This window comes from Brevibacillus sp. SIMBA_040 (assembly GCF_046535075.1).
GTDB lineage: Bacteria > Bacillota > Bacilli > Brevibacillales > Brevibacillaceae > Brevibacillus.
The window spans coordinates 162,220-177,498 of record NZ_JAWRXI010000004.1 but is presented as its reverse complement, the minus strand read 5'-3'; the positions used below and the strand labels follow the sequence as shown (position 1 = coordinate 177,498).

Genomic DNA, 15,279 nt, shown 5'->3' with positions numbered 1-15,279 from the left:
TGATGCTAGATAACGTATTCTGGAAAAATAAAAGAGTCTTTTTGACAGGCCATACAGGCTTCAAAGGCTCGTGGATGTGTCTGGTCCTGCACGCGCTCGGCGCACAGATAACAGGATACGCACTTGCCCCGCAGACAAAGCCCAATTTATTTGAGCTATGTAACCTGGAATCAGTACTCCATAAGCATATTTGCGGAGATATCCGCCAAAAGGAAGACATAACAAAGGCAGTCATGGAGGCACGGCCAGATATCGTAATTCATATGGCAGCACAGCCTTTGGTTGGCATGTCCTATCTTGATCCGCTTACCACCTATGAGACAAATGTGATGGGGACGGTTCATGTGCTTGAAGCGGTACGAACAGCCGCACTGGCACAGGTGCCGATCAGGGCTGTCATCAATGTAACGACAGACAAATGCTACGAAAACAAGGAATGGCCCTGGGGTTATCGTGAGGTGGACACGCTGGGTGGGCATGATCCTTATTCGAATAGCAAGGCGTGCTCCGAATTGGTGACAGCCAGCTATCGACAATCCTTTTTCCAATCCGATGCTGCTGGCGGAAAGCTCGGGATAGCTACTGCACGGGCAGGTAATGTGATAGGAGGAGGAGACTGGACCTTTGGCAGGCTCATCCCCGATTTGATTCTAAGCCTATTGAACAAAGATAAGGTCGTGCTCCGAAATCCGCAAGCCATACGCCCGTGGCAGCACGTCCTCGAATCGGTGTGCGGCTATCTGCTGCTGGCAGAGAAGCTATGGGAGGACCCGCGGCGCTATTCATCAAGCTGGAATTTTGGTCCCGACCCAGGGGATGCCAAAACGGTAGAGTGGATCACCGCGCGTATGTGTGAGAAATGGGGAGCACAGGCTTCCTACCAAATCACTTCAGACTCTCCCTTTCACGAAGCGACGTACTTAAAGCTAGATTGTGCAAAGGCGATCTCACAGCTGGGCTGGCATCCTCGCTGGTCACTGGAGCAAGCGCTCGATGCCATTATGGAGTGGACAAGAGCCTATCAGCAAAAAAAGGATATGAAGCAAGTTTGCTTGGAGCAGATTGATCATTATTTGAAGGAGGGGGCTTCATGAAGGTGGTCATTTTGGCGGGGGGATATGGCACACGGATTGGAGAAGAATCACAGCTTAAACCAAAGCCCCTGATAGCGATAGGAGATAAACCGATTATTTGCCATATCATGTCCACCTATTCCCGGTACGGCTACAATGACTTTATCATCTGTCTAGGCTACAAAGGCTACCTGATCAAAGAATACTTTGCGCACTATTTTTTGCACCAGTCAGATGTTACGTTTGATTTTTCAAAGGGCAATGAAATGACTTTGCATAATCCATGCCAGGACCCGTGGAAGGTCACGCTGATTGACACAGGCAAGGATACAATGACAGGGGGCAGAATCAAGCGAATCCAGTCGTACGTAGGAAACGCTCCATTTATGCTCACTTATGGAGATGGTGTCTCCAGCATCGATATTGAAAAGCTGGTCTCCTATCACCGCGCACATGGAAAGCTGGCTACGATTACAGCTACGCAGCCTCCAGGTCGCTTTGGTGCTTTAGACCTTGGCAGTGATGATCAAGTGAGGGGCTTTCAGGAAAAGCCAAATGGCGACGGAGGATGGATAAATGCCGGATTTTTCGTTCTGGAGCCGGACGTTTTTTCTTATTTGGCTGGGGATGAAACTGTCTTTGAGCGTGAGCCCCTGGAGCAATTAGCCCAGAACGGACAGCTCGCTGCATACAAGCATACAGGTTTTTGGCACCCGATGGATACGATGCGGGATAAAAACTACCTGGAGTCGCTATGGAAAAGTGGAAAGGCGGAGTGGAAGTAGGAGGACAGATGCGGGGAGGCAGAAGAGCTTGAGAATCATGCTTACGGGAGCTACCGGATTTTTGGGAAGCCATCTGGCAAGAGCTCTGGTGCGAAATCATCATCATGTCGTCATTCTCAAGAGAAGCTTTTCGGATTGCGCGCGTCTGACAGATATTGTGAGCGATATCAGCAGCTACGATCTGGATATGACAGATTTATGCGTACCGTTTGAGCGCCATCAGCCTTTTGATGCCATTATTCATACGGCAACCGCATATGGGCGGCGTGATGAATCGGATGCAGCACTGCTTGAGACGAACGTCGTCTTTCCGCTCCGACTCCTGCAAGCTTCGATCAAGTATGGCACCAGTCTGTTCCTGAATACAGACACCTTTTCACGTAGGGCACTCTCGTCGCAGGCAACATACATGCTCGGATATCATCTGACCAAAAAACAGTTCGCGGAGTGGGGCGAGTATTTATCTGCCATACATCAGACGAGGTTTGTCAATATACGGCTGGAGCATGTGTACGGACCATGTGATCAGCCGACCAAGTTCATCCCATTTGTGATGAGGCAATGTATGAGAAAAAACATAGAAATAGCTCTTACCCCCGGAGAACAGAAGAGAGATTTTGTGTACGTAGATGATGTAGTAGAGGCGTATCTCGTACTTCTAAGCGAGAGTATGGTATTGCCAAAAGGGTTTAGTGAATATCAGGTGGGAACAGGTCACGCTACCCCCATTCGCGAGCTGGTACAAAAAATACACTCGTTGACCAAGTCATCTGCGCAGTTGAAATTCGGAGCGATTCCGTATCGTGACCAGGAGATTATGTGCTCACGAGCTGACACGACAGCTCTCAAAACGCTTGGATGGAAAAGCAACGTGGAGCTAGACGCTGGGCTTGCTAAGATGATGAAAATAGAAGGACTCGCATAAACAAAAGAATGAAGAAAACGGACAGGGTGCTAGCTTCCTCTGTCCGTCTTTTTTGTATAGGACGGAGTATAGACCAAAAAACATGGTCAGCTTAGCTGCCACGTTTTCTAGGTCGCCCACTTTAGACGGATTTGAGTTTATCGAAGAATGGTCTTGTTTGTGCAGAACAAATCTCCGTGGAATGGCTTGATTAATTCAAGCAGTTCATGATAGGTACTGATCTCAACTAATGACTCATCCCTTTTGATCAAATAGACATGGTTGTATAGGGAGAAGATCCTGAGAAAGAGCTCATTGGGATCTTTGCCGAAATAGCCGCGCAGATTGTCAGGATTGAACTCAATGACGAGATCAGGATTGAAATTTTTGAATGTCTGAACCGCACCAGTCAATGCCTGGACCTCTGAGCCTTCGACATCGATCTTTATCAGGTCAATTCGGGACAAATTCTTTTCCGCAACCCAGTCATCCAGCCGCGTGCAGGTAATGGTATCCGTTGCAGCTGAGGTTGCTTCACTGGCGACGAAGGACCAGCCGCCACCGCGATCGACCTCGCAAAATTCGATGGTACCGTTTCGGTCAAATACGCCCAATGGAACCGGTTCTACATTTTGGATCTGATTATCCTCAAGCGTTTTCGTCAAAAAGTGGTAGTTGATGCTCGATGGTTCAAACGCATACACCTTGCCAGAAGGTGCTAGATAGCTCAAGGCAAGCGATATGGTACCGAGATTGGCGCCAATATCCAGACAAACATAGTCGGGCTGGACAACCTTTCGCAAAAGGTTGATGACATAATCCTCATATAGACCATCGGCCATTTCCACATAATAAAGAACACTCTGATCAGAATGGCTGCCGTGAATCAAGAAGCTTTTCTGATCAAAGGGCAGACGAAACTGAACCGTTTTTGTCGCACTTAATGTCCGAGGCGGGTGGATACGTATGATGTCATTTTTCACCTCGAAATGCAGGTCAGGACGCAGAGTGGCGACGTACTGCTTCAGATCCTCGATTGTAGGGTAATCCTTAAGCAACGGATTGGGTCCGATAAAGCAGCGGGCATCGTCAATCAAAATGACATGGTCTGTTACGTGATGCGATAAGATAGTGGCCAGCTCTTCCAAAATAGGAGTGTCGAGATCCCCCTTGGCTGACTCTATGGAAAGAGGAATGTAGTGACCGTCAAGCCAGAACAGGCATGGCTCGTTAATCGATGCCAATAAGCTCGGAAGCACCTTGCTGCTATCCCCATGCAGGATGGAAATATGGGCTTCCCCAGCAAAATTGTTTTTGGCTGCCAGAAATAACGCGTCATCCAATTCAATGGAATAAATCTGATTAAAATGCTGCTTCTGAGCTGCCACCATGTATCCGTGAAAGGTTCCAGTTTCGATAAGTGTACGTATTTGGTGCCTGCTTCCATACTCTTTGACAGCTGCCGTTTTTACATCGTAAGGAGGGGATTCCAGTATCCAGAAGTCCCAAGCCTCCTGTGCAGTAAGACCAGAGGGAACGCGCAACTCCGTTTGCCACATCTGGCGAATTTGATTCATTCGCGACATATGCATACTCCTTTCTAGGAAAATGATCTCCCTGCGACGCGGTGCAAGACCGACAGCGTTTGTTGCGCGCATTTTGCCCAGGAAAATCTGCTTGCTTGTGCCATGCCTTTTTTGATCAGACTTTCTCTCGTGTTGACATCGTGTACTTCCACGATTTTTTTGGCGATATCCTCAGGAGACACAGGATTGAACTGCAGAGCTGCTTCGCCCACAATTTCGGGGATACTGCCAGAATTGGAGCAGATGATGGGAAGCTCCGTCCGCATCGCCTCCACCAAAGGAATACCGAAGCCCTCAAAAAGGGAGGGGAAGCAGAGGAAGTAAGCGTTACGGAACACGTAGGGCATTTCATTTTGAGGAATGTAATCTAGCCACGTGATCTGATTTTCTAAATGATGCTCGGCAATGGAGCGCATCACTTGTCCGTGAGCTTCCTGAGGAGCGCCGGTGAAAACCATATGAATTCGTACCTGATGTACATCGCGCAAATGAGCGATGGCCGAAAGGAGGCTGACGTGATTTTTATGCCACCACGTATTGGCTGGATAAAAGCCGTAATGGTCTGGTAATGCGTACTTTTGCTTGACGCGTTGGTTCATCGCCGAATCATAAGGAAGAGAGAATTCGTGTGCGGAGTCGAGGTGGATGGCATGAACCTGATGGGCAGGTAGCCCGAATTTTTCGATCATGCTTGCCCGGGAAAACTCGGAAAGCGTCAGTACGGCATTGGTCCGCAGCGCTGATGCCTGATAGGTTGTTTTTCTCCATGACAATTGATTGGCATCAAAAAATTGCGGATAGTACTCGTGCTGAATATCCGGAATGTTAATCACACTCGGTATGGACACATCAAATGGATTGAGGACCAGCAAAGGACAGAACCAAAGGTCCAGACGCAGACTGCGAATCCAGCTATGAAACTGGGTCTGGGAATCGATATGTTCATGCATCATGACCTTTTGAATTTTGGGGTGGTTCGGAAACGTATGGTAATTGGTTTTGGTTAGAAAAAGAAACCACTGATTCTGATCATGGGTTTGAATGGAGTAGGAGAGCAAATTGCGTACATATTGCTCCATGCCCCCGATTTTGCCAGGGATGACAGCAAGCAAATTCACACCAATTCTCATGGAGTCTTCACCTCGTTGCCGAGCACATGCTGACAGTACCATTCAATGGTTTTTTGCAAGCCACTGAGCAGCGGAGTACTCGCCTCAAAGCCGAAAGCTGCTTTTGCTTTACGAGTATCGAGCTGCCTGCGTGGTTGGCCATCCGGCTTGCTTGAGTCCCATACGATCTGTCCCTTGTAGCCGCAGAGCTGTTGAATCGTTTCTGCCAGATGGCGAATGGTGGTCTCTTCGCCAGAGCCGATATTGATGGGATCGGAGGAGTTAAAGGATTCAGTCGCGTTTACAATGGCACGGGCTGCATCCTCTACGTAGATGAATTCACGTGTTACTTCTCCGGTTCCCCACAAAACAATCTCCTGTTCCTTTCTTTGCTTTGCTTCGATGCATTTTCGTATGATCGCCGGGATTACATGAGAGGTTTCCAGGTCGAAGTTGTCGTGTGGACCGTATAAATTAACGGGTAACAAGTAAATGGAGTTAAAGTCGTATTGCTCGCGGTAAGCCTGCGACTGAACCAGCATCATTTTTTTCGCCATACCATAAGGGGCATTCGTTTCTTCCGGGTAACCGCTCCACAAATCTTCCTCCATAAAAGGCACCGTTGCAAATTTGGGGTACGAGCAAATCGTCCCGATAGCTACAAACTTTTCGACGCCAAATAGTCGGGCTTGCTCAATCAACTGGGTGCCCATAATGAGGTTGTCATAAAAAAATTTGCCAGGATTCTTTTGGTTGGCGCCGATCCCGCCGACGACAGCAGCGAGATGGATAATGATTTCTGGTTCGAAGGCTTGCAGCATGTGGCGGATGTCGTTTTCTTTGCGTAGGTCAAAGTCGCGACTTCGGGGAACATACACGTGCTGGCATTGCTTTAAGTGAAGCTCTTCCACGACGTGTTTACCCAGAAATCCTGCTCCGCCGGTAACGACGATCCGTTTTTCCGACAGATTCATGTATGCAACACCTTCCTTTTTTAGGCTCATAACGCTGGCACAGGATGACGATTTTTCAGCAGCCAACCAGCCACTTGCTGGGGATTTTTCTTGAACTGCATATAAAATTGCTGCTCCTGTGCGGACAAGGGAAATACATGCTGGACCTGAAAGCTAACTGGTTGGCGGATCGACGCATCCTCCGGGGAAGAGATGAGCTGCTGGCGGCTGCATACGAGTTCAACTGTAGAATTGGGTTCGTGGACGGGGAGAGTGATACACGTCTCAAAATGACCGGCAGGAATGACGTGATAGGCAGCTGGGACATTGTTGATTAGTACATGCACGTGCATGGGTTGGTTGAACAGTGTATTTACACCCTTGATGAGCAGCGCCTGCATCGGGGTGAGTGGATCGACGAACAATGATAAACGGTAGCGCGGTGGAACCCAGGAGCTGGAATAACGATTGCTGTCAACCAAAATCGGCGTCTTTCCGAATACGTAGTGTGCCTTGAACAGATCGAGAAACCAGTGGACACCTTTTTGCGGATAGTGAGTTAAAAAGTGATAGAGCCAGTCGTTCGCCACCGTGCCGAAATGGCGTATGCTCGTCTTGAGAATTTCAGGGAGTCCCAGCTCGACCTCCAGAGCAATGGATTTGCAGGCTGCATGTAAGCGTGAAGCGGCAAGGAAATCGCCGATGTGCCCGACCTGATGGGCTTTGGAGATACGCATCCACAAATCGTAATCCATGCAATAATGAAGGCTCTCATCAACTCCGCCGACAGACTGGAAGACTTCTTTACGCACAAAAGCGGAAGGCTGACAGATGATGCAGAACAGAAAAAGGCTTTGGCGTGAAAACGGTTTGGTAGGATATACACCTATGAATTTATTTTGCTCGTTAATGTGGTAGGCGTTTCCATACACCATCGACCATGCAGGATTCATGGTTAGAGCGGATACGGCTTTGGAAACAGCACCAGGCAAATACGTATCATCCGAATTCAACCAGCCGATGATCTCGCCACTCGCCATGCTCAGCCCTTTGTTTATTGCATCGGATTGTCCGCGATCCTGTTCGGAAACAAAGCGAAAGCGCTCGCCTAAATAACGGTAGCTGTTCAAAATCTCAAGTGTCCCATCAGTAGATCCTCCATCGACCACAATATGCTCGATATGGGGGTAATCCTGCATGAGAACACTCTCGATTGTTTGCTTGATGAAGGTAGCCTGGTTAAAGGAGGGAGTAATGACGCTGATCAGAGGCAGTCCCGGATTCCTCATTTTTTGTCTCCCTCCCTTTGCTTCTTGCAGCGCAGGATGTTTCTCCAATATTCAAGCAGATCCTCCATCGTCTGGTGAAAGGGAATCTCCGGCTTCCATCCGGTTTTTTCCTGAAACAGACTGGAGTCTCCTAGTAGAATGTCTACATCGGATGGGCGAAGCCTTTTGGGATCAACGCGGATCTGGACATTGGCCGTCGTGAAGGTAAGGAGTGTCTGGAGAACTTCTTCGACGGTTCTCGTCGTCCCTGAGGAAATGTTATAGACGCTTCCCGGTTCTCCGCGCTCAAGAGAGAGCCAATATGCTTTGACCACATCTCTGACATCTGTAAAATCACGTCTGGCCTGCAGATTTCCCACATCGACATAAGGGGGCTGCAAGCCTAATTCAATTTGTGCGATTTGCTTGGCGAAATTGGAGGTGACGAAGTGTTCTCCCCGCCGTGGCCCTGTGTGATTAAAGGTTCGTGTACGGACGATTGAGAGACCGTAGCTCTGAAAGTACTGATAGCCGAGGAAATCCTGAGCGATTTTACTCACCGCATATGGACTGAGCGGGCGTAGAGGATTATTTTCTTGAACAGGGATTTCCCCGGGATAAACCATACCGTACTCTTCGCTGGAGCATGCTACCTGAATTTTGCAGTCCACATCCCATTTTCGTACCGCTTCAAAAAGATGCAGCTGGCTGACAATATTGTTCGTGAGTGTATCGGCAGGGGAGTTCCAAGAGGTTGGGACAAAGCTCTGCGCCGCAAGATGGTAAATCTGTTCTGGTCGGATGAGCTTAATCATCTGATCGACCGCATGGGGGTCCGTAAGTTCGCATTCGACCAGCGAAATGCGATCTACTAGATGCGAAATATGGTCCATCCGACTGCGTGTGCGGTATGTTCCATAGATTTCGATATTGCCGCGAGCGAGCAAATACTCAGCTAAATGACTGCCTGCAAAGCCGGTAATGCCCGTAATGAGTGCTTTCAAGAGGCGCCCCCCCTTGTTCATGATGTTCCTTACAAAGCGAGCTGGATAATCATTTGTCAAGGAAGCAGATGTTTTATATATAGTACAATCAAGCGCACACTGGCACGGCGAATGTCTTTTGACTTGCTGAGAACAGCCTTTTTCTGTAAAAAGTAGCAAACGAACACGCCTTTTGGCTATAGACAAAATACGAATATAGAAACGTGCATGAAAGGAAGGGAGGGGCTAGGTCGGATGGAGCGGATTAACAATTATGAAAAACGTATTTTCTCACAAAACGGCGAGGATGGTATCATCGAAGAGCTGTTTTCGCGGATCGGAACCACCAATCGTTATTTCGTTGAATTTGGCGTGCAGAGCGGTCTGGAATGCATGTCCAAAAATGTAGCATGCTCGCATCACTGGTCCGGGGTCATGATCGAGGGTCACCCACTAAACTACCAGCATTTGCGAGCAAACTATGCTGCATTTCCTAACGTCGTTACTCACTATTCTTTTATTACGAGAGAAAATATTGCTGCGATTTTCGCACAGCTGCATGTACCGATAGAATTTGACCTGCTTACTATCGATCTAGACGGTATTGATTACTGGGTGTGGCAAGCACTTGCTTCCTTCAAGCCGCGTGTCGTCATCATGGAGTACAATGCCTCTTTTCCGCCGCCGCAAAAAATGGTGGTCGCGTATGATCCGCAGTTTATGTGGAATGGAACCACCTATTTCGGTGCGAGTCTGACCTCATTGGCCGAATTGGGCAACCAGCTCGGCTATGATTTGATTGGAACAGATTCGAAGGGGGTAAATGCATTCTTTATCAGGCGTGACTTATGCAAGAAATCGGGCTTTCCTGCGCTGACTCCTGAACAAGCATATCATCCGCCGAGCTATGGGCTGAACCAAGGCGGACATCCACAAGGAAGCGGACCTATTGTAGAGATTTAGCTGGGCATAAGACGGCGCAGGAAATCAAGTACGTACTGCTTCAGCGCTGCAAGCTGAGTCTGAGCGGACTCTTCAGACTGCTCCTTGACGCCGAAATACAGCTTTAGCTTCGGTTCTGTGCCAGAAGGGCGGATGCAAAACCAGGCTTCCTTTTCCAAATGGAATTTCAACACGTCACTCGTGGGTAGGGAGTGGCCAATGGTTTCTCCTGACAAAAGGTCATGGCGTAATCCTGTCTTATAATCCTCGAATGTAGTTATGATGCGGCCGCTGAGTGCGTTTGGTGGAGCCTGGCGGATGGAAGTGAGGAGCGTTGTCATTTTTTCCATCCCGTCCCGACCTGTATACGTAATGGAGACTAAATCCTCCTGGTAGTAGCCGTACTTTTGATAAAGGAGTTGTAATCGCTGATAGAGGCTTGAGCCTTGGGAAAGCTGATAAGCACAAGCGTCGGCAAGTAAATAGGCGGCTTGCACACCATCCTTGTCACGGACGAAATCACCGTATAAATACCCGCAGCTTTCTTCCAGCCCAAACAGGAAATGATACTGCCTGGTTTGCTCAAATTCGTACATTTTTTCACCGATGTACTTAAAGCCGGTTAGGGTGTCCACTGTGCCGATATGGTAGGACGCTGCGATCGCACGGACCATTTCCGATGTAACAATGGTTTTTACTACCACGCTGTTAGCTGGGAGACTGCTCTCAGCTTTTTTGTGTGAGAGGAGATAGTCAAGCAGGAGTACTCCGACCTGATTACCGGTCAGGATGATGTGCTGATTGGGCTGTGTGCGAACGGCGACTCCCAGACGATCGCCATCAGGATCGGTACAAATAATCAGGTCTGCTCCCTTTTTTCGTGCATATTTCAAGGCGAGTCTGAATGCTTCGGGATTCTCCGGGTTGGGTGAGCTTGCATATGTGAATTCAGGATCAGGATTGGCCTGTTCGGGTACGACCCTTACTTGTTGGAACCCACGATCTACTAGACCATGCAAGATCGGGTCGTACGTAGTCCCATGCAATGGCGAAAAAACAATACGAGGCTGGTGCGCCTGCAAAACGAGACGCGCAGAGGAAAAGCGAAGCTGCTCCTGACAAGTCAAATACGCGTCAAAAATCTCATTCTCCAACATGCGTAGACGTCCAGATTCGAGCAGCTCGCTTTCATCGGTGACCTCGACAAGCAGCTCGTCTCCCACCTCGTCCATTTTTTCAAGGATGCGGGACGCAGTATGAGGAGGGATTTGTCCTCCGTCACTGCCATAAATTTTGTAGCCGTTGTATTCGGGAGGGTTATGACTGGCAGTAATTACGACTCCAGCACGAGCACCGAGATGGCGTACGGCAAAAGAGAGCAGGGGTGTCGGTGTCAGCTTGGAGAATAAACAAGAGGTGATGCCGTATTTTCCGAGAACCTTTGCTGTTTCCATGGCAAAAGCTTTGGAGTGCTGTCTGGAATCGTATGCGATCACGACTTTGATTGCCGCGACATCGATATTTTGCTCAAGTAAATAGCGGGCAAGACCAGCACTTGCTTTGCGAATGGTGTATATGTTTATTCGGTTAATTCCGGGCGCCATGACACCACGCATGCCCCCTGTTCCAAAATCAATCGGTTTATAAAAGCAATCCTCCAGATGCTTGCTATCCATTTGGATCAAATCTAATTGCTCCCGCAGCGCAGGATCGAGAGCTGCAAACTCATTCCAGCGAGTATAGTTTGTTTGCCAATCAGCTTTCATTGCTCGATTCACTCCTCATCGAAAAAAGTCCTTGTTATGTAAGGTATTACTGCTACCAGAAGGGAGTGAAGCGCAAGAGGTACTTCGACATGAATTGGCGACATGACGAGTATGATTGAAGTATAGAGGAAACCAGATTCTAGCATTGCCCTATCGCTCATGAGCCTTTGTCGTCTCCAGCATTATCCTTGGGCGTTGAACGCATTTGTATGGTTTGGCATATGCTTAAGAGATGATCAATGGAACTTGCGGGAGAGTAAATCTTGACAGAGCCTGAAGGAGGGGAAGTGCCTAATGAAAACGGCTTTCCTAACAGGAATCACCGGACAAGATGGCGCTTATCTGGCAAAGCTATTGTTGGAAAAAGGGTATCGAGTGGTTGGACTGGTTCCTCGTCGCGCTACCATCGACAGGTGGCGGCTGGAGTACTTGGGGATTGCCGATCAGGTGGAGTACAAAGACGGAGATCTGCTTGATGTTTCTTCGCTGACTCGTTCCATAAAAGCATGTAAACCAGATGAGGTTTATCATTTGGCCGCGCAGAGCTTTGTCGGCTCGTCCTGGGAGCAGCCGATTCTTACCGCACAAGTGACAGGGATGGGCGTCCTGCACGTATTGGAAGCGATCCGCGAAACGGACCCAGGCATAAAAATGTACCAAGCGTCTTCTAGTGAGCTGTATGGGCTGATTCAGGAACCGTTGCAGTCAGAAAATACCCCTTTTTATCCACGTAGTCCTTATGCTGTGTCAAAGCTGTTTGGATATTGGATGACAAAGAACTATCGGGAAAGCTTTCAAATGTATAGCTGTAACGGAATATTGTTTAATCATGAGTCACCGCTACGCGGGTTAGAATTTGTTACGAGAAAGGTGACACATGCTGTTGCCAGAATCGCGGGAAGAAAGCAAAAGGAGCTGCGCCTCGGCAACATTCAGGCCAAGCGAGATTGGGGCTTTGCCGGCGATTATGTGGAAGCGATGTGGCTTATGCTTCAGCAGGATAATCCGGATGATTTTGTCATTGCCACAGGAAAAACTTCTACAGTTGAGGAAATGTGCAAGATTGCATTCGACTATGTGGGATTAGACTACCAGGATTATGTAGTAATCGAACCTGAGCTGTATCGGCCAGCAGAAGTTGATCTATTGCTGGGTAATCCGGAAAAGGCAAGGCAGCAATTAGGATGGACGCCCAAAACGAATCTGGAGCAATTGATTCACATGATGGTGGAAGCGGATTTGCAGCGGGTTGCGAGTACCCCATAACCACAAGCATATGAGAAAAAACGAGGCTGCACATCACAGGTGCAACCTCGTTTTTCGTACGTGCTCCGTTCCAAGGAACAGGTGATTATCCGTTAAAATGCTTGCTTGCCGGCAAACCAAGCCACCATACGCTGATTGATTTGCTCCTCACTCAGCTCCTCGAACAGCTTAGCATCTACAATCATGTCGTACAGGCGCTCCATCGGCTCGCGGCCGTCAGCTTTCTTTGCCTTGGCATCATTTTTGAGCAGGTTCCAGGTATTTACTACGAACAGACGACGATCTACTTCGTGCTTGTGGAAAAAGAACTCCATACGTTCCACATGGTCGAGGAAGTCACTACCGAAGCGGCTCTCTACGTTACCGCGAAGCAAAGCGATCTCAGCCTCATACATCGGGCGCTCATTGCCTTTTTCCTTTGAAATCCATGGTGTCTCCAAAATGAGCGGCAAATGGCGAATCTTCTCGTGTTCGACGATGTATTTCATCGCATCAAACCCAATCAAGCCAGCACCTACAGGAGCATGGCGGTCCTTGCCCGCTGCACGGAAATTTTTGCTGTCATTCAGGTGGACGACGGACAGACGATCCAGACCGATGACCCGGTCGAATTGCTCGAGTACTCCATCGAAATCGTTGACAATATCGTAGCCGGCATCGTGAATATGGCAAGTATCCATGCATACGCGCAGCTTGCTGTTGTTTTCCACTTTTTCCATGATCCCCGCTAGCTCTTCGAAGCTGCGGCCAATTTCTGTCCCTTTGCCAGCCATCGTTTCCAGCGCAATGTTTACATTTGTGTCCTTAACGCCGCTAAGCACTTCATTAAGACCTTCGGCGATACGTGCAACGCCGTATTCCGCATCTTTATCGGTGTAGGCACCAGGGTGAAGCACGATGTTTTTCACACCGAGGTAGTCCGTACGGCGTATTTCTTCCTGTAAAAAGCGAACTGCCAGCTCGTAGGTGTCATCCTTATAAGAACCGAGGTTGATGATGTAAGGGGCATGGACGACGATCTCGTTTATATCGTGCTTGTCCATCACTTCTTTTCCTTCTGCGATGAACTGTTCTTCGATCGGCTTGCGACGCGTGTTTTGCGGAGCGCCCGTATAGATCATGAACGTGCTAGAGCCATACGCAGTTGCTTCTTGGGCAGCATTTAGAAGTCCTTTGCCAGAGAAAGATACATGTGAACCTATTTTCAACATAGATTGAGATCCCTCTTTCTATTCATATATATACGCTGTAAAACAAGTGAATGCTCTATACATAAAAGTAACGTAAGATGATCGTTTCGTCCAATAGGAAGAACATAAAAACCTGATTGGTACCCCTATTCCCAGAAATGATTGGGAAAAAGGGGTATTTCTATGCGCGTATCATTAAAAATAAACCTATTAACTGAATGAGATAACCTATTAACATAAGTAGGGTGACCTATTACGAATGGAAAGGTAACTATTCATGAGTCCAGATTATTGATAATAGGCAGAAGATTCGTTTTTGTGGGTGGATTTCATGAGTTGGCACGCCACTTGCTTAGATAGAAATGCACAAACATTCCATCATTCATTATCAAAGGAGACTTCTTATGAACGTGGTAGCCAACGTATACAGGGGAGAAAAGGTAGAAAGCTCCCATCTCGGTCACATCGCTGTCGTCAATTCAGAAGGTACATTACTTTATTCATACGGTGATCCGTATCGGCTGACGTATGCGCGCTCCAGCATGAAGCCGATGCAGGCAATCCCGGTCATCGAAACAGGGACTGCAGATCGCTATCAATTGGAGGCTGCGGACTTGTCTCTATGCTGTGCGTCCCATAGCGGAGAGCCTCGTCATCGCTCGCGTGCCATGTGGATGCTAGAGCGTGCTGGACAGCCAGAGGAAGTTTTGCAGTGCGGCACTCATGTACCACGTGATGAGGAGAGCTACAAGCAGTTGATCCGCGAGGGAAAACCACTCACGCCGATTTATAGCAATTGCTCTGGAAAACACTCCGGAATGATCGCGACTGCAACACATATGGGAGAGGACGTTGCTACGTATCACTTACCGGAGCATCCTGTCCAGCAGCGAATTCTCGACGTCGTAGAAGACATGACAGGATATCCAAAAGAAAAGATTTACATGGGAACAGATGGCTGTGGTGTCCCTGTTCATCAATTGCCTCTGGCGAATTACGCGTGGGCTTTTGCCAAGCTTGCGAAACCAGAGGTCATCTCGAATCCGACGCGTCAGCAAGCGGTTATTCGTGTTACGGATGCCATGACGGCACATCCAGAGATGGTAGGAGGAAACAATCGCTACTGTACCGATTTGATGACAGCCTTTAAAGGCAGAATCGTCGGAAAAGCAGGAGCAGAATCCGTGTACTGTCTGGGAGATCGTCAAACAGGGCTCGGAATTGCTGTGAAAATCGAAGACGGGGGACCACGTGCCATCAATTTGGTAGTCAACGAAGTCCTGCGTCAGCTCGGAATTGGCATCGATGGCCCGCTCAACGATCTTGCAGAATATACAAACCCTGCGATTACGAACATGAGTGGTACAGTTGTCGGTCGTATTGAGGCGGCCTTCACACTCAGCGCGACAGAGAAATCCTTACGTGCATAAATGGCATCTCATTCGGGAGCCGTT

The 15,279-nt window shown here is 48.5% G+C and carries 13 protein-coding genes; 6 read left to right on the top strand and 7 right to left on the bottom strand.

What is annotated here, in order from left to right:
* Positions 1 to 2: 2 nt before the first annotated feature.
* The 3 genes from rfbG to SB752_RS08740 are packed head-to-tail and all read left to right on the top strand — an operon-like array spanning position 3 to position 2,783.
* Positions 3 to 1,094 (top strand): CDP-glucose 4,6-dehydratase, encoded by a 1,092-nt coding sequence (gene rfbG, locus SB752_RS08750; RefSeq protein WP_410715286.1) that lies wholly within the window; start codon positions 3 to 5, stop codon positions 1,092 to 1,094.
* Positions 1,091 to 1,858, top strand: a complete 768-nt coding sequence (rfbF, locus tag SB752_RS08745; RefSeq protein WP_410715285.1) for a glucose-1-phosphate cytidylyltransferase — start codon at positions 1,091 to 1,093, stop codon at positions 1,856 to 1,858. The genes rfbG and rfbF overlap by 4 nt, the downstream gene beginning before the upstream one ends.
* 37 nt (positions 1,859 to 1,895) lie before the next feature.
* Positions 1,896 to 2,783 (top strand): NAD-dependent epimerase/dehydratase family protein, encoded by an 888-nt coding sequence (locus SB752_RS08740; RefSeq protein WP_410715456.1) that lies wholly within the window; start codon positions 1,896 to 1,898, stop codon positions 2,781 to 2,783.
* A 137-nt stretch (positions 2,784 to 2,920) separates the two neighbouring features.
* Here SB752_RS08740 and SB752_RS08735 read toward each other — a convergent pair whose 3' ends face one another.
* From SB752_RS08735 to SB752_RS08715, 5 genes are read right to left on the bottom strand one after another with little or no spacing between them, the layout of a single operon-like run.
* A complete protein-coding gene (locus tag SB752_RS08735) occupies positions 2,921 to 4,348 on the bottom strand; it encodes an FkbM family methyltransferase (RefSeq protein ID WP_410715284.1) in 1,428 nt (475 codons plus the stop codon).
* 14 nt (positions 4,349 to 4,362) lie between these two features.
* Entirely contained in the window at positions 4,363 to 5,478 is a 1,116-nt protein-coding gene (locus SB752_RS08730) for a glycosyltransferase family 4 protein (protein WP_410715283.1), read from the bottom strand.
* On the bottom strand, positions 5,475 to 6,431 hold the full coding sequence (locus SB752_RS08725; RefSeq protein ID WP_410715282.1) for a GDP-L-fucose synthase family protein: 957 nt from the start codon (positions 6,429 to 6,431) through the stop codon (positions 5,475 to 5,477). The genes SB752_RS08730 and SB752_RS08725 overlap by 4 nt, the downstream gene beginning before the upstream one ends.
* A 26-nt stretch (positions 6,432 to 6,457) precedes the next feature.
* Positions 6,458 to 7,699 carry a glycosyltransferase family 2 protein gene (locus SB752_RS08720; protein ID WP_410715281.1) on the bottom strand — a complete coding sequence of 414 codons (1,242 nt, stop codon included), beginning with the start codon at positions 7,697 to 7,699 and terminating at the stop codon, positions 6,458 to 6,460.
* A complete protein-coding gene (locus SB752_RS08715) occupies positions 7,696 to 8,682 on the bottom strand; it encodes a GDP-mannose 4,6-dehydratase (RefSeq protein ID WP_410715280.1) in 987 nt (328 codons plus the stop codon). Before SB752_RS08715 ends, SB752_RS08720 begins: the two co-directional genes overlap by 4 nt.
* 234 nt (positions 8,683 to 8,916) lie before the next feature.
* Between SB752_RS08715 and SB752_RS08710 the strand changes: the two genes are divergently transcribed.
* Positions 8,917 to 9,624, top strand: a complete 708-nt coding sequence (locus SB752_RS08710) for a hypothetical protein (RefSeq protein WP_410715279.1) — start codon at positions 8,917 to 8,919, stop codon at positions 9,622 to 9,624.
* Here SB752_RS08710 and SB752_RS08705 read toward each other — a convergent pair.
* Positions 9,621 to 11,369, bottom strand: a complete 1,749-nt coding sequence (locus tag SB752_RS08705; protein ID WP_410715278.1) for a phospho-sugar mutase — start codon at positions 11,367 to 11,369, stop codon at positions 9,621 to 9,623. The genes SB752_RS08710 and SB752_RS08705 overlap by 4 nt on opposite strands.
* Positions 11,370 to 11,663: 294 nt before the next feature.
* Here SB752_RS08705 and SB752_RS08700 point away from each other — a divergent pair, with 294 nt between their 5' ends.
* A complete protein-coding gene (locus SB752_RS08700; protein WP_410715277.1) occupies positions 11,664 to 12,635 on the top strand; it encodes a GDP-mannose 4,6-dehydratase in 972 nt (323 codons plus the stop codon).
* Between the two features lie 92 nt (positions 12,636 to 12,727).
* Here the strand turns inward: SB752_RS08700 and SB752_RS08695 are convergent, their stop codons facing one another.
* Positions 12,728 to 13,846 (bottom strand): deoxyribonuclease IV, encoded by a 1,119-nt coding sequence (locus SB752_RS08695; protein WP_410715276.1) that lies wholly within the window; start codon positions 13,844 to 13,846, stop codon positions 12,728 to 12,730.
* Positions 13,847 to 14,229: 383 nt separating this feature from the next.
* On the opposite strand from SB752_RS08695, the gene SB752_RS08690 reads away from it, so the two are divergent.
* Positions 14,230 to 15,255, top strand: coding sequence for an asparaginase (locus SB752_RS08690; protein ID WP_410715275.1), 1,026 nt, complete (start codon positions 14,230 to 14,232; stop codon positions 15,253 to 15,255).
* Positions 15,256 to 15,279 lie beyond the last annotated feature (24 nt).